22 protein-coding genes are annotated in these 23,624 nt (G+C 59.9%); 10 read left to right on the top strand and 12 right to left on the bottom strand.

Going from position 1 to position 23,624, the window contains the following annotated elements:
- Positions 1–80: 80 nt before the first annotated feature.
- Complete coding sequence (gene aroE, locus ACA049_RS00110; protein WP_497332171.1) at positions 81–902, bottom strand: shikimate dehydrogenase; 822 nt, start codon at positions 900–902, stop codon at positions 81–83.
- Between the two features lie 13 nt (positions 903–915).
- Entirely contained in the window at positions 916–1,830 is a 915-nt protein-coding gene (gene hemF / locus ACA049_RS00105) for an oxygen-dependent coproporphyrinogen oxidase (protein WP_497332169.1), read from the bottom strand.
- A 163-nt stretch (positions 1,831–1,993) separates the two neighbouring features.
- Between hemF and ACA049_RS00100 the strand changes: the two genes are divergently transcribed.
- Positions 1,994–2,971: an NADPH:quinone reductase gene (locus tag ACA049_RS00100; protein ID WP_497332167.1), complete on the top strand. Its 978-nt coding sequence runs from the start codon at positions 1,994–1,996 to the stop codon at positions 2,969–2,971.
- A 114-nt stretch (positions 2,972–3,085) separates the two neighbouring features.
- On the opposite strand, the gene tsaC is transcribed toward ACA049_RS00100, so the two are convergent.
- The 3 genes from tsaC to ACA049_RS00085 all read right to left on the bottom strand — a co-directional run bounded on the left by tsaC (position 3,086) and on the right by ACA049_RS00085 (position 5,907).
- The gene (gene tsaC / locus ACA049_RS00095; RefSeq protein ID WP_497332165.1) at positions 3,086–3,643 is read right to left on the bottom strand and encodes an L-threonylcarbamoyladenylate synthase type 1 TsaC; all 558 of its coding nucleotides are present in this window, start codon (positions 3,641–3,643) and stop codon (positions 3,086–3,088) included.
- 54 nt (positions 3,644–3,697) lie between these two features.
- Positions 3,698–4,801, bottom strand: coding sequence for a DNA-processing protein DprA (gene dprA, locus ACA049_RS00090; RefSeq protein ID WP_497332163.1), 1,104 nt, complete (start codon positions 4,799–4,801; stop codon positions 3,698–3,700).
- Between the two features lie 80 nt (positions 4,802–4,881).
- Positions 4,882–5,907 (bottom strand): LysM peptidoglycan-binding domain-containing protein, encoded by a 1,026-nt coding sequence (locus ACA049_RS00085; protein ID WP_497332161.1) that lies wholly within the window; start codon positions 5,905–5,907, stop codon positions 4,882–4,884.
- Between the two features lie 167 nt (positions 5,908–6,074).
- Between ACA049_RS00085 and def the strand changes: the two genes are divergently transcribed.
- From def to ACA049_RS00060, 5 genes are all read left to right on the top strand, one after another.
- Positions 6,075–6,581: a peptide deformylase gene (gene def / locus ACA049_RS00080; protein ID WP_109627010.1), complete on the top strand. Its 507-nt coding sequence runs from the start codon at positions 6,075–6,077 to the stop codon at positions 6,579–6,581.
- Positions 6,582–6,638: 57 nt separating this feature from the next.
- Positions 6,639–7,598: a methionyl-tRNA formyltransferase gene (fmt, locus tag ACA049_RS00075; protein WP_497332159.1), complete on the top strand. Its 960-nt coding sequence runs from the start codon at positions 6,639–6,641 to the stop codon at positions 7,596–7,598.
- Positions 7,595–8,905: a 16S rRNA (cytosine(967)-C(5))-methyltransferase RsmB gene (gene rsmB / locus ACA049_RS00070; RefSeq protein ID WP_497332157.1), complete on the top strand. Its 1,311-nt coding sequence runs from the start codon at positions 7,595–7,597 to the stop codon at positions 8,903–8,905. Before fmt ends, rsmB begins: the two co-directional genes overlap by 4 nt.
- Positions 8,906–8,927: 22 nt before the next feature.
- The gene (gene trkA, locus ACA049_RS00065; RefSeq protein ID WP_150582220.1) at positions 8,928–10,301 is read left to right on the top strand and encodes a Trk system potassium transporter TrkA; all 1,374 of its coding nucleotides are present in this window, start codon (positions 8,928–8,930) and stop codon (positions 10,299–10,301) included.
- 141 nt (positions 10,302–10,442) lie between these two features.
- On the top strand, positions 10,443–10,757 hold the full coding sequence (locus ACA049_RS00060; RefSeq protein ID WP_497332155.1) for a tetratricopeptide repeat protein: 315 nt from the start codon (positions 10,443–10,445) through the stop codon (positions 10,755–10,757).
- Here ACA049_RS00060 and ACA049_RS00055 read toward each other — a convergent pair whose 3' ends face one another.
- The 3 genes from ACA049_RS00055 to tag form a co-directional block, all read right to left on the bottom strand.
- Complete coding sequence (locus ACA049_RS00055; RefSeq protein WP_497332153.1) at positions 10,758–10,997, bottom strand: PilZ domain-containing protein; 240 nt, start codon at positions 10,995–10,997, stop codon at positions 10,758–10,760.
- A gap of 166 nt (positions 10,998–11,163) precedes the next feature.
- On the bottom strand, positions 11,164–12,051 hold the full coding sequence (locus tag ACA049_RS00050; RefSeq protein ID WP_497332151.1) for a lysophospholipid acyltransferase: 888 nt from the start codon (positions 12,049–12,051) through the stop codon (positions 11,164–11,166).
- Positions 12,052–12,091: 40 nt separating this feature from the next.
- Complete coding sequence (gene tag / locus ACA049_RS00045; RefSeq protein WP_497332149.1) at positions 12,092–12,649, bottom strand: DNA-3-methyladenine glycosylase I; 558 nt, start codon at positions 12,647–12,649, stop codon at positions 12,092–12,094.
- An 81-nt stretch (positions 12,650–12,730) separates the two neighbouring features.
- Between tag and glyQ the strand changes: the two genes are divergently transcribed.
- The 4 genes from glyQ to ACA049_RS00025 all read left to right on the top strand — a co-directional run bounded on the left by glyQ (position 12,731) and on the right by ACA049_RS00025 (position 17,141).
- On the top strand, positions 12,731–13,684 hold the full coding sequence (gene glyQ, locus ACA049_RS00040) for a glycine--tRNA ligase subunit alpha (protein WP_003213601.1): 954 nt from the start codon (positions 12,731–12,733) through the stop codon (positions 13,682–13,684).
- Positions 13,681–15,735, top strand: a complete 2,055-nt coding sequence (gene glyS, locus ACA049_RS00035) for a glycine--tRNA ligase subunit beta (protein WP_497332147.1) — start codon at positions 13,681–13,683, stop codon at positions 15,733–15,735. Before glyQ ends, glyS begins: the two co-directional genes overlap by 4 nt.
- Positions 15,736–15,739: 4 nt before the next feature.
- Positions 15,740–16,279 (top strand): D-glycero-beta-D-manno-heptose 1,7-bisphosphate 7-phosphatase, encoded by a 540-nt coding sequence (gene gmhB, locus ACA049_RS00030; RefSeq protein WP_497337019.1) that lies wholly within the window; start codon positions 15,740–15,742, stop codon positions 16,277–16,279.
- Between the two features lie 82 nt (positions 16,280–16,361).
- Positions 16,362–17,141 (top strand): lysophospholipid acyltransferase family protein, encoded by a 780-nt coding sequence (locus tag ACA049_RS00025; RefSeq protein WP_497332145.1) that lies wholly within the window; start codon positions 16,362–16,364, stop codon positions 17,139–17,141.
- Positions 17,142–17,407: 266 nt separating this feature from the next.
- Here the strand turns inward: ACA049_RS00025 and gyrB are convergent, their stop codons facing one another.
- Genes gyrB through dnaA form a run of 4 tightly spaced genes read right to left on the bottom strand, consistent with a single transcriptional unit; the run spans position 17,408 to position 23,624 of the window.
- Positions 17,408–19,831: a DNA topoisomerase (ATP-hydrolyzing) subunit B gene (gene gyrB, locus ACA049_RS00020; RefSeq protein ID WP_008155700.1), complete on the bottom strand. Its 2,424-nt coding sequence runs from the start codon at positions 19,829–19,831 to the stop codon at positions 17,408–17,410.
- 5 nt (positions 19,832–19,836) lie between these two features.
- Positions 19,837–20,940, bottom strand: a complete 1,104-nt coding sequence (recF, locus tag ACA049_RS00015; RefSeq protein WP_007969883.1) for a DNA replication/repair protein RecF — start codon at positions 20,938–20,940, stop codon at positions 19,837–19,839.
- A 20-nt stretch (positions 20,941–20,960) separates the two neighbouring features.
- Positions 20,961–22,064, bottom strand: a complete 1,104-nt coding sequence (gene dnaN, locus ACA049_RS00010; RefSeq protein ID WP_008155702.1) for a DNA polymerase III subunit beta — start codon at positions 22,062–22,064, stop codon at positions 20,961–20,963.
- A 39-nt stretch (positions 22,065–22,103) separates the two neighbouring features.
- Complete coding sequence (gene dnaA / locus ACA049_RS00005) at positions 22,104–23,624, bottom strand: chromosomal replication initiator protein DnaA (protein WP_497332143.1); 1,521 nt, start codon at positions 23,622–23,624, stop codon at positions 22,104–22,106.

The following is a 23,624-nucleotide window of genomic DNA, read 5'->3' as shown; positions in this document are numbered from 1 at the left end:
CCCTGTAGGAGCGAGGCTTGCCCGCGAAGCTTTTGGCGTACTTGAGGACGCCTTCGCGGGCAAGCCTCGCTCCTACAACGTTACAGCGCTAGCTGGCGGCGGAGTTCAGCCAGCACTGGCGCCGTGTCCGGCCGCACGCCACGCCACAGGAAGAACGCTTCCGCCGCTTGTTCAGCAAGCATCCCCAACCCATCCATCGACACCGCCGCGCCATGTTCACTGGCCCAGCGGCAGAATGAGGTCGGTTCCTTGCCGTACATCATGTCGTAGCACACGGTTTTGCCCGGCTCGATCAGGCTGCTGGCAATCGGCGGCACATCGCCCGACAAACTCGCGGACGTGGCGTTGATGATCAGGTCCACCGATTCCTGCAGCCAGTCAAAACCGCTGGCCGACACCGGCCCCAGGTCCGAGAACAATTCCGCCAGCAACTCGGCTTTCTCCACCGTGCGGTTGGCGATGATCACCGACGCCGGCTGCTCGGCCAGCAACGGCTCCAGCGCGCCACGCACCGCGCCGCCGGCACCGAGCAGCAGGATGCGCTTGCCCTTGAGGCTGAAACCGGCGTTGACCGTCAGGTCCCGCACCAGCCCGGCACCGTCGGTGTTATCACCCAGCAGACTGCCATCGGCGAGTTTACTCAGGGTGTTCACCGCGCCGGCCCGCTGCGCGCGCTTCGTCAGGCTGTTGGCCAGGCGATAGGCTTCTTCCTTGAACGGCACCGTCACATTCGCCCCGCGACCTTCGAGGAAAAACGCCCGGGCGAAGTCGGAAAAATCGTCGAGCGGCGCCAGCGAGGTGCTGTAGTCCAGTTGCTGAGCGGTCTGCTCGGCAAACAAACGGTGGATCAGCGGCGATTTACTGTGGCCAATCGGATTACCGAATACGACGTAACGGTCCATCAGAACTCCTCGTTCAGGCCTCGGCCAACCAATCGCGGTCTTGCAGGAAGTATTCGGTCAGGCGGGCTTCTTCGCTGCCCGGCTCGGCTTTCCAGTCATAGCTCCAGCGCACTTGCGGAGGCAGGGACATGAGGATCGACTCGGTTCGCCCGCCCGATTGCAGGCCGAACAGCGTGCCGCGGTCGTACACCAGGTTGAACTCGACGTAGCGGCCCCGGCGGAATTCCTGGAATTCACGCTGCTTGGCGGTGAACGCATCATGCTTGCGGCGCTGCACGATCGGCAGGTAGGCGTTGATGTAGGCGTCACCGATGGCACGCATGAACGCGAAACTGGTGTCGAAGTCCCACTCGTTCAGGTCATCAAAAAACAGACCGCCGATGCCCCGCGGCTCGTGACGATGCTTGATGTGGAAGTAGCTGTCGCACCAGGCCTTGTAGCGCGAATAGACGTCCGGACCGAACGGCGCACAGGCCTGCTCGGCGACGCGGTGCCAGTGCACGCAGTCTTCTTCATTGCCGTAATACGGGGTCAGGTCGAAACCGCCGCCGAACCACCAGACCGGTTCTTCACCTTCTTTTTCAGCGATGAAAAAGCGCACATTGGCGTGGGAAGTCGGCACATGCGGGTTGTGCGGGTGAATCACCAGCGACACGCCCAGGGCTTCGAAGCCACGCCCGGCCAATTCGGGTCGGTGGGCGCTGGCGGACGGTGGGAGACCGCTGCCGAAGACGTGGGAAAAGTTGACGCCGCCCTTTTCGATCACGGAGCCGTTTTCGATCACTCGCGTGCGACCGCCACCGCCGGCAGGCCGGGTCCAGGCGTCTTCGACGAATTGCGTGCCACCGTCTTCAACTTCCAGGGCAGCGCAAATGCGATCTTGCAGGTCGAGCAGGTAGGCTTTTACGGCCTCGGTGCGGGTCGTCATGTCATCACCTTGAATCGGGCAAAGCTACGCGGCGCTCCATCGGAGCAGGGGCCGGCGCAAATGGGCGCGTAGCATAACATCGCAGATGGGCCTGCCGCAGTTGACGGGGATCAAGCTTAGGAGTCCGATAGGGAGCTTCGCAAATGACCTAAGGAGAGTTCTGATGGCAAAGCGTATCCAGTTCCGCGCCCATGGCTGCCCCGAAGTGCTCGAGTATGTCGACTATCAACCGGCCGAGCCCGGACCGCAGCAGGTTCGCGTGACGAACAAGGCCATCGGCCTGAACTTCATCGACACCTATTACCGCAGTGGCCTCTATCCGCTGCCCGCTCTGCCATCAGGTGTGGGCTCGGAAGGTGCGGGCGTGGTCGAGGCGGTTGGCAGCGAAGTGACCCGGTTCAAAGTTGGCGATCGCGTGGCTTACGGCAGCGGTCCGTTGGGCGCTTACAGCGACGTTCACGTTTTGCCGGAAGCTAACCTGGTGCACTTGCCGGACGCCATCAGTTTCGAACAGGCCGCCGGGGTGATGCTCAAGGGCCTGACCGTGCAGTACCTGCTGCGTCAGACCTATGAACTCAAGGGTGGCGAAACCATCCTGTTCCATGCCGCTGCGGGCGGTGTCGGCTCTCTGGCCTGCCAATGGGCCAAGGCCTTGGGCGTGAAGTTAATCGGCACAGTCAGCTCACCGGAGAAAGCCGCGCTGGCCAAGGCCAACGGCGCCTGGGCGACCATCGACTACAGCCACGAAAACGTCGCACAACGGGTGCTGGAATTGACTGACGGGAAAAAAGTCCCGGTGGTGTACGACGGCGTCGGCAAGGACACTTGGCTGACATCGCTCGACAGCGCGGCACCACGGGGTCTGGTGGTGAGCTTCGGCAATGCGTCTGGCGCAGTGGACGGGGTGAACCTGGGGATATTGTCGGCGAAGGGCTCGCTGTACGTGACCCGGCCGACACTCGCGACTTACGCCAATAACGCGCAAAACCTGCAGCGCATGGCGGATGAGCTGTTTGAGATGATCATCAGCGGCAAGCTGACGGTGGACATCAGCCAGAAGTATCCATTGGCTGAAGCGGCGAAGGCGCAGACCGAGTTGTCGGCGCGGCGGACCACTGGCTCGACTGTATTGTTGCCTTGAGGACGACTTCGCGGGCACGCCTCGCTCCTACAGGTCTGCGGTCGAACACGAACTATGTGAACGACTGAAATCCTGTAGGCGCGAGGCTCGCCCGCGAAGAACGATGACGCGGTCTCAATCCGGGCGAATGACGTTCCCGGTCGCCAGATCTCGAATCACGCTCGGATTTTTGCGCCCACCCAGGTTCCCGCCCAACACGTAATCCACCTGCCCACGGAAATACTGCTCGACGCGAATCCGCGTCCGCGCCGCCGGCCGCCCCTGAGGGTTAGCCGACGTCGACACCAACGGCCCGACCACCGCGCACAAATCCCGCACCAACGGGTGATCGCTGACCCGCAGCGCCACGGTTTCATGCACGCCGGTAATCCACTGCGGCAACAGATTCTGATGCGGCACCAGCCAGGTGTTCGGCCCCGGCCAAGTGCTGGCCATGCGGTCCATCCACAGTTTCGGGAAGTCTTCGAACAGGAAGTCGAACTGGCGAATGTTGTCTGCGACCAGAATCAGACCCTTTTCCGCAGACCGGCCCTTGATCGCCAACAGACGATACACCGCCTCTTCGTCCCACGGATCGCAACCCAGACCCCAGACCGCTTCGGTTGGGTAGGCAATCACTGCCCCTGCGCGAACGGCTTGTGCGGCTTGTTGCACACGCCAACTGTTGACCATGAAAAACTCTCCGGAATAAGGCTCTGCGCAGTTTACCGATCTTCCTTATAAAACCTAGCTCACCCGCGCAAACCAGCGCCCGCTTTCGCACACGGCCTGGCCGTTCATTTCCAGTTCGGTCAGCGCTGCCAGCACTTTGGACAAGGCCCAGCCACTGCTGACCGACAACGCTTCACTGGTGTGGGGCGCGGCGTGAAGCAACAGGAGCAGCGGATGTGTGTGCGCTTGCAGGGTTTCTGTGGATAACGGCAGCCGTTGCCAGCCGCGCAAGGCTTCGAGGATATGCTCGATGGTTTCCACCAGCATCGCCCCGTCACGGATCAACTGGTGACACCCTTTGGCGCCGGGGTGATGGATCGACCCAGGAATCGCGTACACCTCGCGTCCTTGCTCCGCCGCCAGCCTCGCCGTAATCAATGAGCCGCTGGCGACACTCGCCTCGACCACCAGCACACCGAGGGATAAACCGCTGATGATCCGGTTGCGCCGAGGGAAGTTGCCGGGGCTGGGCCCGGCGTCCAGCGGGAACTCGGAAAGCACCGCGCTGCCCGACGCGATCATGGCGTCCGCCAGCCGCCGATTGCGCTGTGGATAAAACTTTTCAAGTCCCGTGCCAAGTACCCCGACCGTTCGCCCGCCCACGTCCAGAGCGGCTTGATGCGCGGCGGCATCAATGCCCAGCGCCAGGCCGCTGGTGATGACGAAACCGGCGCTGGCCAAACTGCGCGAAAACGCCGCCGCGGTGTCCATGCCCGGTCGCGAAGCGCGGCGACTGCCAACCATCGCCAATTGCGGTTTTTCCAGGATACCCGGATCGCCTGCCGCAAATAACAGCGGCGGCGCATCACTGATTTCCGCCAGCAACGCCGGGTACTCGGGCTGGTCCCACATCAGTAAATGCTGGCCCGGACGCTCTAGCCAGGCCAATGCGTGGGCCGCGCCATCGCGCACTTCATTGGCGCGACGAGCCTCGGCGCACGCCAGCGGCAAGCCCAGCGAACGCCAGGCGCTGGCGGGCGCGCTGATGGCTTTGGACGCCGAGCCGAAGGCTTCGAGCAATTTCTTGAAACGCGCCGGGCCGAGTTCCGGCAAGCGATGCAGACGTAAACGAGCTTCCAGTTCCGCGGGGGAAACCGGTGTGACGGCAGACAGCGACATGGATCATCCTTGATCGTTATGAGCCCCGTTCAAACGGGAATAAGCTGTGGATAACTCTGTTGGTAACTTGTGGAGCAGGCTTACGGATTTCGCACCTTGTCCATCACCGCCAGCGAGCGCGATGCGTTGAGGACCAACCCGTAACTGAGCTTGTCGTAGGTGCGGAAAACCATCAGCAGACCGGCACGTTCATCGGGGATTTTCAGCGGCTGACCGGTGATCCGGTCGCGCACGGTTTCACCGGTTTTCATCACCACCAGCACATTGCCTTCGGCCAGGCCATCACGCTGGCCCTTGTTCAGCGTGACCACATCCAGCGCGCCAATCTGGGTAACACCGCGCGGCACATCGATGATCAGGCCATTGATCTGGGTTTTTGGCGCACTGGGCATGAAGGTCGAGTTGATTGAGCGTTCTTCACCGCTGAACAAACGGTCGCCGAGACGCACTTCCTGAGTCGTGCGTTGCAGTGCCAAGGTAGCGACGTCGCCTTCGGTGGCCACGATCTCGCCACCGCCGATGTCATCGGCGTTGATCCCCAGAAACTCCTTGCTCTCGGGATCGGTGTAGACCTTGCCCTGACGGAAGATGCCGTACACCGGCTGGTTCGGGTCGAAATGGCCACGGGCGAAGATGCGGTCACCGGTGCCGCTGAGCACGCGTTCGGCATCGCCGGCGACGATGTAGGGCGCCTTGTCGAAGTCCTCGACCTTGTCGACGATGCGGTTGCTCAGCAAAAAGCTGTTGATCGATTGCAGCGGAATGCTCGGGATGGCATCAGCCACCGGCGAGCTGCGCACCCGTGGCGAAAGCTTGATGGTGCCACGCGAAGCCCCGCGATTGAGGGTCAGGCGCGGCTGGCCGTTGACGTAGACCAGCGACAGCGAGTCGCCGGGGTAGATGAGATTGGGGTTTTCGATCTGTGGATTGGCCTGCCACAACTCCGGCCACTTCCACGGCTCACGGAGGAATTTTCCGGAGATGTCCCAGAGTGTGTCACCCGCCACCACTGTGTATTGCTGTGGAAAACCTTCCTTGAGTTGCACTTGCCCGTGCGCCAAACCGGCCGAGGCCAGAAGGAGCAAGGCGAGTAGTGATTTCCTCATGCGGTGAATCCCTTTATTATGTGCGTTCGCGTGAAACGCCAGAGCCCTCGTGGCTCGCTCCCCGTTTCTGAAAAGAAAAGGGAGCTACGCTTCACAACGGTAGCCGGCATCTTCGGACCCGCCAGGCCATCGCCCGACTTTACCTCACACGTGCAGCAATTAAGCTTATGGCCATTTTAGACATCCTCGAATTTCCCGACTCGCGCCTGCGCACTATCGCCAAACCTGTGGCCGTAGTGGACGACGAAGTGCGTCAGTTGGTCGATGACATGTTTGAAACAATGTATGAAGCGCCAGGCATCGGCCTCGCCGCGACCCAGGTCAACGTGCACAAACGTATCGTCGTGATGGACCTCTCCGAAGACCGTAGCGAACCGCGGGTGTTCATCAACCCCGAGTTCGAATCGTTGACCGACGAGATGGAGCAATACCAGGAAGGCTGCCTCTCGGTGCCGGGCTTCTACGAAAACGTCGATCGCCCGCAGAAGGTCAAGGTCAAGGCCCTGGACCGTGACGGCAAGCCTTACGAACTGATCGCCGAAGGCCTGCTCGCCGTGTGCATCCAGCACGAATGCGACCACCTCAATGGCAAATTGTTCGTCGATTACCTGTCGAACCTCAAACGCGATCGAATCAAGAAGAAACTGGAAAAGCTCCATCGCCAGAACGCTTGATGCCCTTCTTTCAAAGGCTTGCTGCGGCAAGCCTTTTTCTTTTCAGAGATTGCTCCCATGACTGAGCCACTGCGCATCGTCTTTGCCGGCACCCCGGAATTCGCCGCCGAACACCTCAAGGCCCTGCTCGCCAGCCCTTACGAGATCGTTGCGGTCTACACCCAGCCGGACCGTCCGGCGGGCCGTGGGCAAAAGCTGATGCCGAGCCCGGTCAAGCAACTCGCATTGGAAAACAACATCCCGGTGTTGCAGCCGCCAACCCTGCGCAACGAAGACGCCCAGGCTGAAATGGCCGCACTGAAACCGGATTTGCTGGTGGTGGTCGCCTATGGCTTGATCCTGCCGCAAGCGGTGCTGGATATTCCGCGCCTGGGCTGCATCAACAGCCACGCTTCGTTGCTGCCACGCTGGCGCGGAGCGGCGCCGATCCAGCGTGCCGTCGAAGCGGGCGACAACAAAAGCGGCGTGACAGTGATGCGCATGGAACTGGGCCTGGACACCGGGCCGATGCTGCTGAAAGTCACCACGCCGATCACCGGTGAAGACACCGGCGGCAGCCTCCACGACCGCCTCGCCGAAATGGGCCCACCGGCCGTGATTCAGGCGATTGCTGGCCTCGCCGCCGGAACACTGGAAGGCGAAGTGCAGGACGATAGCCTCGCCACGTATGCTCACAAATTGAACAAAGACGAAGCGCGCATCGACTGGAGCCGTCCGGCAATTGAGCTGGAACGCCTGGTCCGCGCCTTCAACCCGTGGCCGATCACCCACAGCACGCTGAACGGCGAAGCATTGAAAGTGCTGGCCGCGAACCTCGCCGAAGGGCAAGGCGCACCGGGGCAAATCCTCAGCGCGAGCAAGGACGGCTTGATCGTTGCCTGCGGTGAGCAGGCCCTGTGCCTGACCCGTCTGCAATTGCCCGGCGGCAAGGCGCTGAACTTCAGCGATCTGTTCAACAGCCGCAAAGAGAAATTCGCCGTCGGCATCGTGCTCGGTCAAGCGGCGGACGCTCAATGAATCCACGTCTGGCCGCCGCCAAGGCACTCGCCGCTGTTCTTAACGGAAAAGCTTCACTCAACAGTTCGCTGCCGACACAGATGGACAAGGTTGAAGACCGTGATCGCGGCTTCACCCAGGACCTGGCGTTTGGCACCGCGCGCTGGCAGCCACGTTTGTCGGCGCTGGCGGCCAAGTTGTTGCAGAAGCCATTCAAGGCTGCGGACGCCGATGTAGAGGCGCTGCTGCTGGTCGGCCTCTATCAATTGCTCTACACCCGCGTCCCGGCCCACGCCGCCATTGGCGAAACCGTCGGTTGCGCCGACAAGCTGAAAAAGCCTTGGGCCAAGGCTTTGCTCAATGCCGTGCTGCGCCGCGCCCAGCGGGAAAGCGAAACACTGCTGGCCGAGCTGGAACACGACCCGGTGGTTCGCACCGCGCATCCGCGTTGGCTGCAAAAATCCCTCAAGGCGTTCTGGCCTGAGCAGTGGGAAGCCATTTGCACAGCGAACAACGCGCATCCGCCGATGATTCTGCGAGTCAACCGCCGCCATCACACTCGCGACGCTTACCTTGGGCTGCTGACGGAGGCTGGTATCGCCGCCACGCCGTGCGTTTACAGTCGGGACGGCATCATCCTCGAAGCCGCCGCCGACGTGCGCAGCCTGCCGGGTTTTGCCGAAGGCTGGATCAGCGTGCAGGACGAAGCCGCGCAACTGGCCGCCGACCTGCTCGACCTGGCGCCGGGCCAACGAGTGCTGGACGCCTGCTGCGCACCGGGCGGCAAGACCTGCCACATCCTCGAAGCCGAGCCAAAACTGGCGGGTGTCGTGGCGGTGGATCTGGAAGCCAAGCGCCTGGTGCGCGTGCGTGAGAACCTCGCACGCCTGGGCCTGAGCGCCGAACTGATCGCCGCCGACGGCCGCGACACCGCCACCTGGTGGGACGGCAAACCGTTCCAGCGCATCCTGCTGGATGCGCCATGCTCGGCCACTGGCGTGATTCGTCGTCATCCGGACATCAAGCTGACTCGCCAGCCCGACGACATCGCCGCACTGGCGGTGCTTCAGGGCGAACTGCTCGATGCCATGTGGATAACTTTGGAAGTCGGCGGGATTCTGCTTTACGCCACCTGCTCCACGCTGCCGACCGAGAACACCGAAGTCATCGAAGCCTTCCTCGCTCGCACGCCGGGCGCTCGTGAGCTGGACCTCGCCACGGCGGCCGGTATCAAGCAACCTCACGGTCGCCAGTTACTGGCCCAGGAAGGCGGCCACGACGGGTTCTACTACGCCAAGCTGATCAAGATCGCCGCCGCGCGCGGTTAACCGGTTTTAAGGGAGTGACTGGATGAAAATCATCATCCTCGGCGCAGGGCAGGTCGGCGGTTCGCTGGCAGAACATCTGGCCAGCGAGGCCAACGACATCACCGTGGTCGACACCGACGGCGAACGCCTGCGCGACCTCGGCGATCGCCTGGACATCCGCACCGTACAGGGCCGCGGCTCGTTGCCGACGGTGCTGCGTCAGGCCGGCGCGGACGACGCCGACATGCTGGTGGCCGTGACCAACAGCGACGAAACCAACATGGTCGCCTGTCAGGTCGCCCACACCCTGTTCCACACCCCGACCAAGATCGCCCGGGTCCGCGAAGCCGCGTACCTGACGCGCTCCGAACTGTTCGATAACGAAGCAATTCCGGTGGACGTGCTGATCAGCCCGGAACAGGTGGTAACCAATTACATCAAGCGCCTGATCCAGCATCCGGGCGCGTTGCAGGTGATCGACTTCGCCGAAGGCAAAGCGCAACTGGTGGCGGTCAAGGCGTACTACGGCGGACCGTTGGTGGGCCAGCAACTGCGTCAGTTGCGTGAACACATGCCGAATGTTGAAACCCGCGTCGCCGCGATTTTCCGCCGTGATCGGCCGATCCTGCCTCAGGGCGATACCGTCATCGAGGCCGACGACGAGGTGTTTTTCATCGCCGCCAAAGCGAATATTCGTGCGGTGATGAGCGAAATGCGCCGCCTGGATGAAACCTACAAGCGCATCGTCATCGCCGGTGGCGGGCAGATCGGTGAGCGTCTGGCGGAAGCGATCGAAAGCCGTTATCAGGTGAAGATAATCGAGATGAACCCGGCCCGCTGCCGCCATCTCTCGGACACCCTCGACAGCACCGTGGTGTTGCAGGGCAGTGCCTCCGACCGCGATTTGCTGATGGAAGAGAACATCGCCGACGCGGATATCTTCCTCGCCCTGACCAACGATGACGAAGCCAACATCATGTCTTCGTTGCTGGCCAAGCGCCTGGGCGCGAAGAAGGTGATGACGATCATCAACAACCCGGCTTACGTGGATTTGATCCAGGGCGGCGATATCGACATCGCCATCAGCCCGCAACTGGCGACCATCGGCACGCTGCTGGCCCACGTGCGGCGCGGCGATATCGTCAGCGTTCACTCACTGCGGCGCGGCGCGGCGGAAGCCATCGAGGCGATTGCCCATGGCGATGAGAAGTCGAGCAAGGTGATTGGCAAGGCCATCGAGAACATCGGTTTGCCGCCGGGCACGACCATCGGCGCGATCATTCGTGATGAAGAAGTGATCATTGCGCATGACGACACGGTGATCGCGGCGGGCGACCATGTGATTTTGTTCCTTGTGGATAAAAAGCATATTCGGGATGTGGAGAAGCTGTTCCATGTGGGACTCAGCTTCTTCTGATCCGAGGGCCTCTTCGCGGGCAAGCCTCGCTCCTACAGGTCCGAGTCGTACACATAATTGGCGAATGACCCAAAACCGTAGGAGCGAGGCTTGCCCGCGAAGGCAATTCCGAAATCCACACATAAACAAAGGTGTTGCTCGATGCTCGAATCCCTGGAAAAAATGCTCGCCAAGGGTGTGGATAACTCATTGCTACGCTTCGGCCTGGGCAAGGGTTATCTGGATCTTGGGGAAAACGCCAAGGCCGCCGAGCATTTTCAGCGCTGCGTCGAGTTCGATCCAAAGTATTCGGCGGCCTGGAAGCTGTTAGGCAAGGCCCATCTGGCGCTGGCAGACTTTGCGGCTGCGCGTCAGGCGTGGGAGCAGGGCCTGGACGCCGCTCGCGCCCATGGCGACAAGCAGGCAGAGAAGGAAATGACGGTGTTTCTGAAGAAGCTTGAACGTCAGGCGCACTGATCAGAGGTAGCGCAGGCCAATGCCATCGGCATCCACCAGTACCACTTCCATGCGCACCCGCGGCGCACCTGTGGGTAAGTCCTGCACCTGTCCATAAACCACCGCGCCTTTCGGCAACGACGCCAAGCCCGGATGCTTGACGTAGACACCCGTGGCCGAGAGGTTACGCGTCTGGCCGAGGCATTCGCCGAAGCTTTCGTGCGTGATCTTGATGCGAAACGATTTGCGGTGTTCGGACATCTTTTGCGCCCTTGTATGAACCGTTGTGGATAACTTGCCCCTGTAGGAGCGAGGCTTGCCCGCGAAGGCGATATCACATCCAACATCAATGTTGAATGCCATGGCCTCTTCGCGAGCAAGCTTCGCTCCTACAGGTTCGGGTTATCCACAGATCATGCCAATCCACTCAATACCAACGTTCTTCACCCGGTGGCCGCTTCTTGAAGCGCTTCATGCTCCACATGTACTGGCTCGGATACGCCCGCACATAACGCTCGACCACTTGGCTCATGGCCGCGCAGGACGTTTCGGTATCGGTGCTGTACATGGCCTCTGGCGCAGCTTCCAGGATCACTTTGTACCCAGAACCGTCCGGCAGCCGCAGCGCATGCAGGAACACGCCGACCGCTTTACCGCCCGCCAGCATATTCGGTACGAACTTGCTGGTCAGCGCCTGGGTGGCGAAGAACGGTACGAAGATCCCGGCGGATTCGGACGGTTCCGGGTCAGCGGGAATGCCCACTGCACCACCTTTGCGCACTTCCTTGATAACGCTGAGGATGCCTTCCTTGGTGGAAGCGGCCACGCGGTTGCCCAATTGCACGCGCTGCTTGCGCAGCAAATCATCCACAGCCTTCAATTTTGGCGGGCGATAGAAAATGATCGGTTTGCACTGGTTGCAATAGAAGTGGTTCAACACTTCCCAGTTGCCCAGGTGACTGGTGATGCCGACGACACCTTTGCCGGAGGCGAGGGCGTCCTTCAATACGTCGAGGCCTTCGACTTCACGCACCAGGTCGATGGAACGCTGGGCTGGCCAGATCCAGGCGCAGGCGCTTTCGGTCAGGGACTTGCCGATGTCTTTCAGGCTCTGGCCGACCAGACGCTCGCGTTCAGCCGGGTCCATTTCGGGGAAGCACTTGGAAAGATTGATCCGCACCACATCGCGGGAACGGTTGGGGGTTTTCCACATCATCCAGCCAATGGCCGAGCCCACGGCTTGCACGGCCCGCCACGGGAGCAGGGCAAACAGCCGCAGAGCGCCTACCAGCAAGGCGCCTTTAAACTTATCCACAGGTCACTCCTGATTTTGTGCTGTGCGCGAGGCGGCCATTCTAACCGCCGTTGGCGAGCTGAGCGTAGCGGTCGCAGTCTTGCGTGTGGTCCATGACCATGCCCGAGGCCTGCATCAGCGCGTAACATATGGTCGGGCCGACGAAGGTGAAGCCAGCCTTTTTCAGGCCTTTGCTCATCTCCACCGCGACCGGCGTGACCGCCGGCACCTCGGTACGGTCCTTGAAATGATTGATCACAGGCGTGCCGCCGACGAAGGACCAGAGGAATTGCACCGGATCCTCCAGCGCCAGCCAGGCTTGTGCATTACGCCGGGCAGCATTGAGTTTGAGGCGATTGCGGATAATGCCCGGATCGAGCATCAACTCATCGATTTCCGCGTCGCTCATCTGCGCCACCCGTTGTACGTCGAAGCCGAACAACACCTCGCGATATCGCTCACGTTTACGCAGCACGGTGATCCAGGAAAGGCCGGCCTGGAACCCTTCGAGCAAAAGCAACTCGAACAATCCCTGCGCATCGCGTAGCGGCGTGCCCCACTCCTGATCGTGATAAGCCATGTACAGCGGATCTTCGGAACACCAAAAGCAGCGTGGCATAAGGCTCCAGGGGGCGTGCGCAGGACCGAATCGGGTATACTCCCGCTCTTTAAATCGCAGCCCAAGAAACAGGTGAATTTCGTGAGCCAGCCTACGCCAGCCGTGCGTACCTTCCAAGACTTGATCCTCGCCCTCCAGCAATACTGGGCCGAGCAAGGTTGTGTGGTACTTCAGCCCTACGATATGGAAGTAGGCGCCGGCACTTTCCACACCGCTACATTCCTGCGCGCCATTGGCCCGGAAACCTGGAACGCCGCTTATGTGCAGCCCAGTCGTCGCCCGACTGACGGCCGCTACGGCGAAAACCCGAACCGTCTGCAGCACTACTACCAGTTCCAGGTAGTCCTGAAGCCGAACCCGGACAACTTCCAGGAACTGTACCTGGGCTCCCTCAAGCACGTCGGCCTGGACCCGCTGGTCCACGACATTCGCTTCGTCGAAGACAACTGGGAATCGCCGACACTGGGCGCCTGGGGTCTGGGCTGGGAAGTCTGGCTCAACGGCATGGAAGTGACCCAGTTCACTTACTTCCAGCAAGCGGGCGGCATCGAGTGCTACCCGGTGACCGGCGAGATCACTTACGGTCTCGAGCGTCTAGCCATGTACCTGCAAGGCGTGGACTCGGTCTACGACCTGGTCTGGGCTGACGGTCCGTTCGGCAAAGTGACCTACGGTGACGTGTTCCACCAGAACGAAGTGGAGCAGTCGACCTACAACTTCGAACACGCCAACGTCGAGAAGCTGTTCGAACTGTTCGACTTCTATGAAAGCGAAGCCAAGCGCCTGATCGAACTCGACCAGCCGCTGCCGTTGCCGAGCTACGAAATGGTGTTGAAGGCCTCCCATACCTTCAACCTGCTGGATGCGCGCCGGGCGATCTCGGTGACCGCGCGTCAGCAATACATCCTGCGTGTGCGCACCCTGGCGCGTTCCGTTGCGCAAGCCTACCTGCTGGCCCGCGCCAAGCTGGGCTTCCCGATGGCGACCCCGGACCTGCGTGATGAAGTACTGGCCAAGCTGGAGGCTGCACAATGAGTGCTCAAGATTTTCTGGTTGAACTGGGCACCGAAGAACTGCCACCCAAAGCCCTGAACACTTTGGCCGACGCATTCCTGGCCGGTATCGACAAGGGCCTGCAAGCTGCTGGCCTGAACTACGAGACCAAAACCGTCTACGCCGCGCCACGTCGTCTGGCTGTGTTGATCACTTCGCTGGCGACTCAGCAACCTGATCGCAGCATCAACCTCGACGGCCCGCCACGTCAGGCCGCGTTCGATGCCGAAGGCAACCCGACTCAAGCGGCACTGGGTTTCGCCAAGAAGTGCGGCGTCGACCTGAGCGAAATCGATCAGAGCGGCCCGAAACTGCGCTACAGCCAAAGCATCGCCGGCAAGCCAACCGCGAGCCTGCTGCCGACCATCGTTGAAGATTCGCTGAACGACTTGCCGATCCCGAAGCGCATGCGTTGGGGCGCTCGCAAGGAAGAATTCGTTCGTCCGACCCAATGGCTGGTGATGCTACTCGGTGACCAAGTCATCGATTGCACGATCCTCGCCCAGAAGTCCGGTCGTGATTCCCGTGGTCATCGCTTCCATCACCCGGAAAGCGTGCGCATCACTTCGCCGGCCAATTACTTGAGCGACCTGCGTGCCGCTTACGTTCTGGCCGACGCCAACGAGCGTCGCGAGCTGATCAGCAAGCGCACCGAAGAGCTGGCGACGATGCAGGAAGGTACTGCCATCGTTCCTCCGGCCTTGCTCGATGAAGTGACCGCGCTGGTTGAATGGCCGGTGCCGCTGGTGTGTTCGTTCGAGGAGCGTTTCCTCGACGTGCCGCAAGAAGCCCTGATCACCACCATGCAGGACAACCAGAAGTATTTCTGCCTGCTGGATGCCGACGGCAAGTTGCTGCCACGTTTCATTACCGTGGCCAACATCGAAAGCAAAGACCCGCAACAGATCATCGCCGGTAACGAGAAAGTGGTTCGCCCACGCCTGACCGACGCCGAGTTCTTCTTCAAGCAAGACAAGAAGCAGAAACTCGAAGACTTCAACCTGCGCCTGCAGAACGTGGTGTTCCAGGAAAAACTCGGCAGCGTCTACGACAAGGCCGAGCGCGTTTCCAAGCTCGCCGCCTTCATCGCGCAACGCATTGGCGGCAACGCTGCATGGGCTTCCCGTGCCGGCCTGCTGTCCAAGTGCGACCTGTCGACCGAGATGGTCGGTGAGTTCCCGGAGATGCAAGGTGTCGCCGGTTACTACTACGCCCTCAACGACGGCGAGCCGGAAGAAGTCGCACTGGCGTTGAACGAGCAATACATGCCGCGCGGTGCAGGCGCTGAACTGCCAACCACCCTGACCGGTGCGGCCGTGGCCATCGCCGACAAACTCGACACCCTGGTCGGGATTTTCGGCATCGGCATGTTGCCTACCGGCAGCAAAGACCCGTACGCACTGCGTCGTGCCGCACTCGGCGTGTTGCGCATCCTGATCGACAAGAAGCTCGATCTCGACCTCAACGACGCTGTGGCATTCGCCGTGAATGCGTTCGGTACCAAAGTGAAGGCTGCCGGCCTGAACGATTCGGTGCTGGAATTCATCTTCGACCGCCTGCGTGCGCGTTACGAAGACGAAGGCGTGGATGTCGGGACCTACCTGTCGGTTCGTGCCCTGAAGCCGGGTTCTGCTCTGGACTTCGATCAGCGCGTACAAGCGGTAGAAGCGTTCCGTAAATTGCCGGAAGCCGCTGCCCTGGCCGCCGTGAACAAGCGCGTTTCGAACTTGCTGAGCAAGGTCGAAGGCTCCGTTCCTTCGGTTGTGGAAGCCAAATACTTCGACAATGCCAACGAGTTCTCCCTGTACTCGGCGATCCAGCAGGCTGACCAGGCTGTGCAGCCAATGGCCGCTGCGCGTCAGTACAGCGAATCGCTGGCACGCCTGGCTGCCTTGCGCGAGCCAGTGGATGCGTTCTTCGAAGCGGTGATGGTCAACGCTGAAGACGCCAAGGTCCGCGCCAACCGTTATGCACTGCTGGCGCGTCTGCGTGGGCTGTTCCTCGGCGTTGCCGACATTTCGATGCTGGGCTGAGGGACTGCTGTTGAAACTGCTGATTCTCGATCGGGACGGGGTGATCAATTACGACTCCGACGCTTACATCAAGTCGGTGGAGGAGTGGATTCCGCTTCCGGGTTCGATCGAAGCCATCGCGCAGTTGAGCAAGGCCGGCTGGACGGTAGCGGTCGCTACCAACCAGTCGGGCATCGCTCGCGGCTATTACGACATCGCCACCCTGGACGCCATGCACGAGCGCTTGCGCACGCTGGTGGCGGAGCAAGGCGGCGAAGTCGGGCTGATCGTCTACTGCCCGCACGGGCCGGACGAGGGCTGCGATTGCCGCAAGCCAAAACCCGGGATGTTGAAAACCATCGCCGCGCATTACAACGTGTCGCTGACTAATCTTTGGTTCGTCGGCGACAGTCTTGGTGACCTGGACGCCGCAAAAGCCGTCGATTCTCAGCCAGTTTTAGTAAGGACCGGGAAAGGCGAAAAGACTTTGGGCAAGACCCTACCGGTAGGCACCTTGATATTTGACGATCTGGCGGCGATTGCCGCAGAACTTATCCACAATTAGAGCGTTTCGAGATTCCTGACCAAGGATTGATCGGGATTGCGCTTTATATAGACGGGCAGAGCCCGCAACGGTAAATCTCGCCATGTCGATACTGCAGGCCATCAGAACCTTTCTCTTTTACCTGCTGCTGGGCACCAGCTCTTTGCTCTGGTGCAGCCTGAGCTTTTTTATCGCGCCGTTCTTGCCGTTCAAGGCGCGGTATCGCTTCATCAACGTGTATTGGTGCCGCTGCGCCTTGTGGCTGAGCAAAGTGTTCCTGGGCATCAGCTACGAAGTGAAGGGCGCCGAGAACGTGCCTGATCAGCCTTGCGTGATTCAGTCGAACCACCAAAGCACGTGGGAGACTTTCTTTCTCTCTGCCTACTTCGAACCGTTGAGCCAAGTACTCAAGCGCTCCTTGCTGTATGTGCCGTTCTTCGGCTGGGCCATGGCCATGCTGCGACCTATCGCCATCGACCGCGACAATCCGAAAGCTGCACTCAAGCATGTGGCGAAGAGAGGCGATGAACTGCTGAAGGATGGCGTCTGGGTGCTGATCTTCCCCGAAGGGACTCGCGTTCCTTATGGCACCATCGGCAAGTTCTCACGCGGAGGCACCGCGTTGGCAGTCAACGCCGCACTTCCAGTGCTGCCGATTGCGCACAATGCCGGCAAGTTTTGGCCGAAAACCGGTTGGGCGAAGAAGCAGGGCGTCATCACCGTGATCATCGGTGAGCCGATGTACGCCGTGGGCAGTGGGCCGCGCGCCATTGCCGATCTGAATGACCGGGTGCAGAGCTGGAACGAGCAAATGCAAAGGGAAATGGGTTCGTTGCCAGCGGCTCCTGCAGCCCCTTCTGCCAACGATCAAGTGACTGTCTGAGATTCTGTGGATAACCTGTGTACCGTTTTACCGAAAATTAACGTTTTATGATCTTATCTTTATGATTTATATACATATTTCTTAACCTCATAAAACTCGGGAAATGGTGCATAAGTTTTTTTCGGGCGCAAAAGAACCGGCTGATATAGCCGGTTTTTTTATGTCCGCGATTTGTGATGATTTTTGTTCTGAGGACATTTTTTGAAGATGAAAAAAAGGCCAACGCTGAGCGTTGGCCTTTTTTGTTTGGCAGGTCCGCTACTGGATCAGAAGTCCAGGTTGGAAACCGCCAGGGCGTTGCTTTCGATGAAGTCACGACGAGGCTCGACCGCATCACCCATCAGGGTGTTGAAGATCTGGTCTGCACCAATGGCGTCTTCGATGGTCACTTTGAGCATCCGGCGCTGGCTTGGGTCCATGGTGGTTTCCCACAGCTGATCCGGGTTCATCTCACCCAGACCTTTGTATCGCTGGATGGTGTGACGCTTGGTGCTTTCAGCCATCAGCCATTCAAGGGCTTCCTTGAACTCGGTGACCGGCTTCTTGCGCTCGCCACGCTGGATGTACGCGCCGTCGTCCAGCAAGGTGCTCAGTTGAGCGCCCAGGGATACAACGGTTTTGTAATCGTTGCTGCCGAAGAAGTCGCGGTTGAAGGTGACGTAGTTCGACAGGCCGTGGGAGATCAGTTCGACCTCTGGCAGCCAGACGTTACGTTCACGGTCTTCACGCAGGCTGGCTTTGTAGACCAGCCCGGACTTCTCGACAGTGCGCAGGCGGACTTCGTATTGGGCCATCCAATCCTGCATCGCTGCGTGATCGGACAATTGCTCCAGGCTGACAGCCGGCAGGTAGATGAAGTGCTCGGTCAGTTCCTGTGGGTACAGGCGCGACAAACGCTTGAGGGTCTTCATCACCAGACGGAAGTCATTCACCAAACGCTCGAGGGCAGGTCCGGAAATACCCGGGGCTTCCTCGTTCAGGTGCAGGCTCGCATCTTCCAGGGCCGACTGCGTCATGTACTCTTCCATGGCGTCGTCGTCTTTGATGTATTGCTCTTGCTTGCCTTTCTTGACCTTGTACAGCGGTGGCTGGGCGATGTAGATGTAGCCGCGCTCGATCAGCTCCGGCAACTGACGGAAGAAGAAGGTCAGCAGCAGGGTACGGATGTGCGAACCGTCGACGTCAGCATCGGTCATGATGATGATGTTGTGGTAACGCAGCTTCGCGATGTTGTACTCATCGCGGCCAATGCCGCAGCCCAGCGCGGTGATCAAGGTGCCCACTTCTTGCGAAGAGATCATCTTGTCGAAACGCGCCTTCTCGACGTTCAGGATCTTGCCCTTGAGAGGCAGGATGGCTTGGGTCCGACGGTTACGTCCCTGCTTGGCGGAGCCGCCAGCAGAGTCACCTTCCACGAGGTACAGTTCGGAGAGGGCAGGGTCTTTTTCCTGGCAGTCAGCCAGTTTGCCCGGCAGGCCGGCGATATCCAGCGCGCCTTTGCGACGGGTCATCTCACGGGCTTTACGCGCCGCTTCACGAGCGCGAGCCGCGTCGATCATCTTGCCGACAACCAGTTTGGCTTCGTTCGGGTTTTCCAGCAGGAAGTCGGAGAAGTACTTGCCCATTTCCTGTTCAACAGCGGTCTTCACTTCGGAAGACACCAGCTTGTCTTTGGTCTGGGAGCTGAACTTCGGATCCGGCACTTTTACCGAAATGATCGCGGTCAGGCCTTCGCGTGCATCGTCACCGGTGGTGGCGACTTTATGCTTCTTCGCCAGACCTTCTGCTTCGATGTAGGTGTTCAGGTTACGCGTCAGTGCGGAACGGAAACCCACCAGGTGAGTACCGCCGTCGCGCTGTGGAATGTTGTTGGTGAAGCACAACAGGTTCTCGTTGAAGCTGTCGTTCCACTGCAGGGCGATTTCAACGCCGATGCCGTCTTCACGCTGGATGTTGAAATGGAACACCTGGTTGACCGGAGTCTTGTTGGTGTTCAGGTATTCAACGAACGCACGCAGGCCACCTTCGTACTTGAACAGCTCTTCCTTGCCGCTGCGTTCGTCCTTGAGGACGATACCGACACCGGAGTTGAGGAAGGACAGTTCACGAATCCGCTTGGCCAGGATGTCCCAGCTGAAGTGGATGTTCTTGAAGGTCAGGTCGGACGGTTTGAAGTGAATCTGGGTACCGGTGGTTTCGCTCTCGCCGACGATTTTCATCGGCTCTTTCGGAACACCATGGATGTACGTCTGTTCCCAGATCTTGCCACTGCGGCGAACGGTCAGGACCAATTCTTCGGACAGGGCGTTTACAACCGAGACACCTACACCGTGCAGACCGCCGGATACTTTGTAGGAGTTGTCATCGAACTTACCGCCGGCGTGCAGCACGGTCATGATGACCTCGGCTGCGGAAACGCCTTCTTCTTTGTGCACGTCTACCGGGATGCCACGGCCGTTGTCGCGAACGGTGATGGATTCATCCGGGTGGATAATGATGCTGATGTCGTCGCAGTGGCCAGCGAGCGCTTCATCGATGGAGTTGTCGACTACCTCGAAGACCATGTGGTGCAGACCGCTGCCATCGTCGGTGTCACCAATGTACATACCGGGACGTTTGCGTACGGCATCCAGGCCTTTCAGCACTTTAATGCTCGTTGAGTCGTAGGTATTCGTATTTTCTTCGCTCAATGCCTTCACTCCCGATGGTCGTGGGTCTGGGTGATACGGCCCTGTTCCACGTGGAACAGAGCGACTGGCGTTTCCGTCTGCCAGCCTTCCCTCAATAATTCGTGATCTACACAGGTGATAAACACCTGGCAGCGTAAGTCTTCCAGCAAGCGGCAAAGCGCACGGCGGTGGTGCTCGTCCAGTTCGGACGGCAGGTCATCCACCAGATAAATACACTGCCCGCGTCGGGCCTGGCTCACCAGGTGCCCTTGGGCAATCCGCAATGCACAGACCACCAACTTCTGCTGTCCGCGGGACAAGATGTCCGCGGCGTTATGTGCGCCCAGTCTAAGACGCAAATCAGCGCGTTGTGGTCCGGCTTGGGTATGACCCATTTGCTGATCCCGCTGAAGGGATCCGGCGAGCACTGCACTCAGTTCGCGGTCCTTGTCCCAACCACGGTAATAGCTGAGCGTTAAGCCCTCGAGCTCAACCAGTTCGCTCAAGGTCTGTTCAAAGACTGGTTTCAAGGCTTTGATATAAGCGCGGCGGTATTCATCAATTTCAGCGCTGGCCTGGCACAGTTCCCTGTCCCAAACCGCTTGCGAAACGGCGTCAAGTGTACCATGCCGCAGCCAAGAGTTTCTCTGGCGCAGGGCCTTCTGCAAGCGCTGCCAAGTGGACATGAATCGCGGTTCCACGTGGAACACGCCCCAGTCGAGAAACTGCCGGCGAATCTTCGGCGCACCTTCCAATAAGCGGAAGCTATCCGGGTTAATCAGCTGAAGTGGCAGGATCTCTGCCAGTTGCGCCGCACTACGAGCGTTCTGACCATCGATGCGAATCTGGAACTCACCCTGACGGTCGCGAGATATCCCTAAAGCGCTGTGGCCCCCCTCGGCCAATTCAACTTGCCCGAACACCGTGCATGCCAATTGCTCGTACTGGATGACGGGCAACAGTCGGGTGCTACGAAACGAACGGGCAAGCCCCAGCAGGTGAATGGCTTCCAGAACACTGGTTTTGCCGCTGCCGTTGGCGCCGTAAAGAATATTGATTCGGGGGGAGGGGGAGAAGGTCACCGGGTGCAGATTGCGCACCGCGGTGACCGAGACGCGACTTAAGGACATCTAGCTTCTGCTGAGCATGATTACAGACGCATCGGCATGACAACGTAAGCCGAGTCGTCGTTGTCGGACTCTTGCACCAGCGCACTGCTGTTGGAGTCGGACAGGATCAGGCGAACCTGCTCGGTGGTCATCACGCCCAGCACGTCGAGCAGATAGCTCACGTTGAAGCCGATTTCCAGATTGCCGCCGTTGTACTCGACGCCCACTTCTTCTTCCGCTTCTTCCTGTTCCGGGTTGTTCGCCTGGATCTTCAGCTGACCATTGGCCAGTTGCAGACGGATGCCGCGGTACTTCTCGTTTGACAGAATCGCGGTACGGCTGAACGCTTCACGCAGGGCCTGACGATCGCCGAGTACCAGCTTGTCGCCGCCTTTCGGCAGAACGCGCTCGTAGTCTGGGAATTTGCCGTCGACCAGTTTCGAAGTGAAGGTGAACTCACCGGTAGTCGCGCGGATGTGGTGTTGACCCAGCACGATGCTGACGATGCCGTCCGGCTCGGTCAGCAGGCGCGCCAGCTCAAGGATACCCTTGCGTGGCACGATGACCTGGTGGCGGTCCGGCTGACCGATGTCAGCCTTCATCGAGCACATGGCCAGACGGTGACCGTCAGTGGCCACGGCGCGGATGATGCCTTCAGAAACTTCCAGCAGCATACCGTTCAGGTAGTAACGCACGTCCTGCTGGGCCATGGCGAAGCTGGTGCGTTCGATCAGACGACGCAGTTTGCTCTGCTCCAGGCTGCACGTCAGCGAGCCAGGGCCTTCTTCGACTGTCGGGAAATCGTTGGCCGGCAGGGTCGACAGAGTAAAGCGGCTACGGCCGGCTTTAACCACAAGCTTCTGCTCGTCGACCTTGATGTCGATCAGCGCGTCGTTCGGCAAGCTCTTGCAGATGTCCATCAGCTTGCGCGCAGGCACGGTGATGGAACCTGGGTCCGCAGGCTCTTCGAGTTGCACACGACCGACCAGCTCGACTTCCAGGTCGGTACCGGTCAGCGACAATTGCTGGCCTTCGACAACCAGCAGCACGTTGGAGAGCACCGGCAAGGTCTGTCGGCGCTCGACGACGCCTGCGACCAGTTGCAGGGGTTTCAACAGGGCTTCGCGTTGAATGGTGAAATGCATGGTCTAGTCCCTTGCCTTAATAAGCTGCGCTGGTGTTCATCAAGTGGTCAGTGTACGCAGCAGGTTCTTGTAGTCCTCGCGGATGTCCGCGTCGGATTCCTTAAGTTCGTTGATCTTGCGGCAGGCGTGCAAAACGGTGGTGTGGTCACGGCCGCCAAACACATCGCCGATTTCCGGCAGGCTGTGGTTAGTCAACTCTTTGGACAACGCCATTGCAACCTGACGCGGACGTGCGACCGAGCGTGAACGACGCTTGGACAGCAGATCGGAAATCTTGATCTTGTAGTACTCGGCGACCGTGCGCTGAATGTTATCCACAGAGACCAGTTTGTCTTGCAGCGCCAAAAGGTCTTTCAGGGATTCGCGAATCAACTCGATGGTGATGTCGCGGCCCATGAAGTGCGAGTGAGCGATCACGCGCTTGAGCGCGCCTTCCAGCTCACGGACGTTGGAGCGAATACGCTGGGCAATAAAGAACGCCGCATCGTGTGGCAGATCGACTTTGGCCTGGTCGGCCTTTTTCATCAGGATCGCCACACGGGTTTCCAGCTCCGGCGGCTCGACGGCAACCGTCAGGCCCCAGCCAAAGCGGGATTTAAGGCGCTCTTCAAGGCCTTCGATTTCTTTCGGGTAGCGGTCACTGGTGAGAATGACCTGCTGGCCACCTTCAAGCAAGGCGTTGAAGGTGTGGAAAAACTCTTCCTGGGAACGCTCTTTGCGGGCGAAGAACTGAATGTCATCGATCAGCAACGCATCCACCGAACGGTAGAAGCGCTTGAACTCGTTGATTGCGTTCAGCTGCAGGGCCTTGACCATGTCAGCGACGAATCGCTCCGAGTGCAGGTACACAACCTTGGCATTCGGGTTCTTCTTTAACAGGTGGTTGCCCACCGCGTGCATCAAGTGGGTTTTACCCAAGCCGACGCCACCATAAAGGAAGAGCGGGTTGTAACCGTGCTTCGGGTTATCCGCCACCTGCCAGGCCGCAGCCCGGGCCAGTTGGTTGGACTTACCCTCAACGAAGTTTTCGAAGGTGAAGGTGCGGTTCAGGTAGCTGGTGTGCTTGAGTGCGCCTTCGACCTGCACCGTGCGCTGCTCGGAGCGAACCGGTGCCTGTTGCGAACTGGCGCCGGCCATGGGGTCGAAGCTGTCGCGAGACGGCTCTTCACTGACCTCGGCCACTTTTTGCGTCGCACGCTTGGTCGGTGCGCTCGTCGGGGCTGGCGCAGGAGCGCTGACAGGCGCTTGAGCGGCCTGAGCCTGGGAAGCCGCGGCGGCCAACGGTGCATTCGGTGCCGCACGCGGTGCCGAACTGCGTTTGCTGCCTATTAATAAGGAGAGCGCAGGCGCCATGCCATTGCCGTGCTCATCCAGCAGTTCGAGGACGCGGCCCAGGTACTTTTCGTTGACCCAGTCGAGAACAAAACGATTCGGTGCGTAGACACGCAACTCGTCGCCTTCGGCTTCGACCTGTAGTGGACGGATCCAAGTGTTGAATTGTTGGGCAGGCAGCTCTTCGCGCAAAAGCTCCACGCACTGCTGCCAAAGTTCCACTGACAC

It is taken from the genome of Pseudomonas sp. LBUM1662, assembly GCF_059695915.1.
The sequence above is the reverse complement of the archived record's forward strand: the minus strand, read 5'-3'. Positions and strand labels throughout refer to the sequence as shown.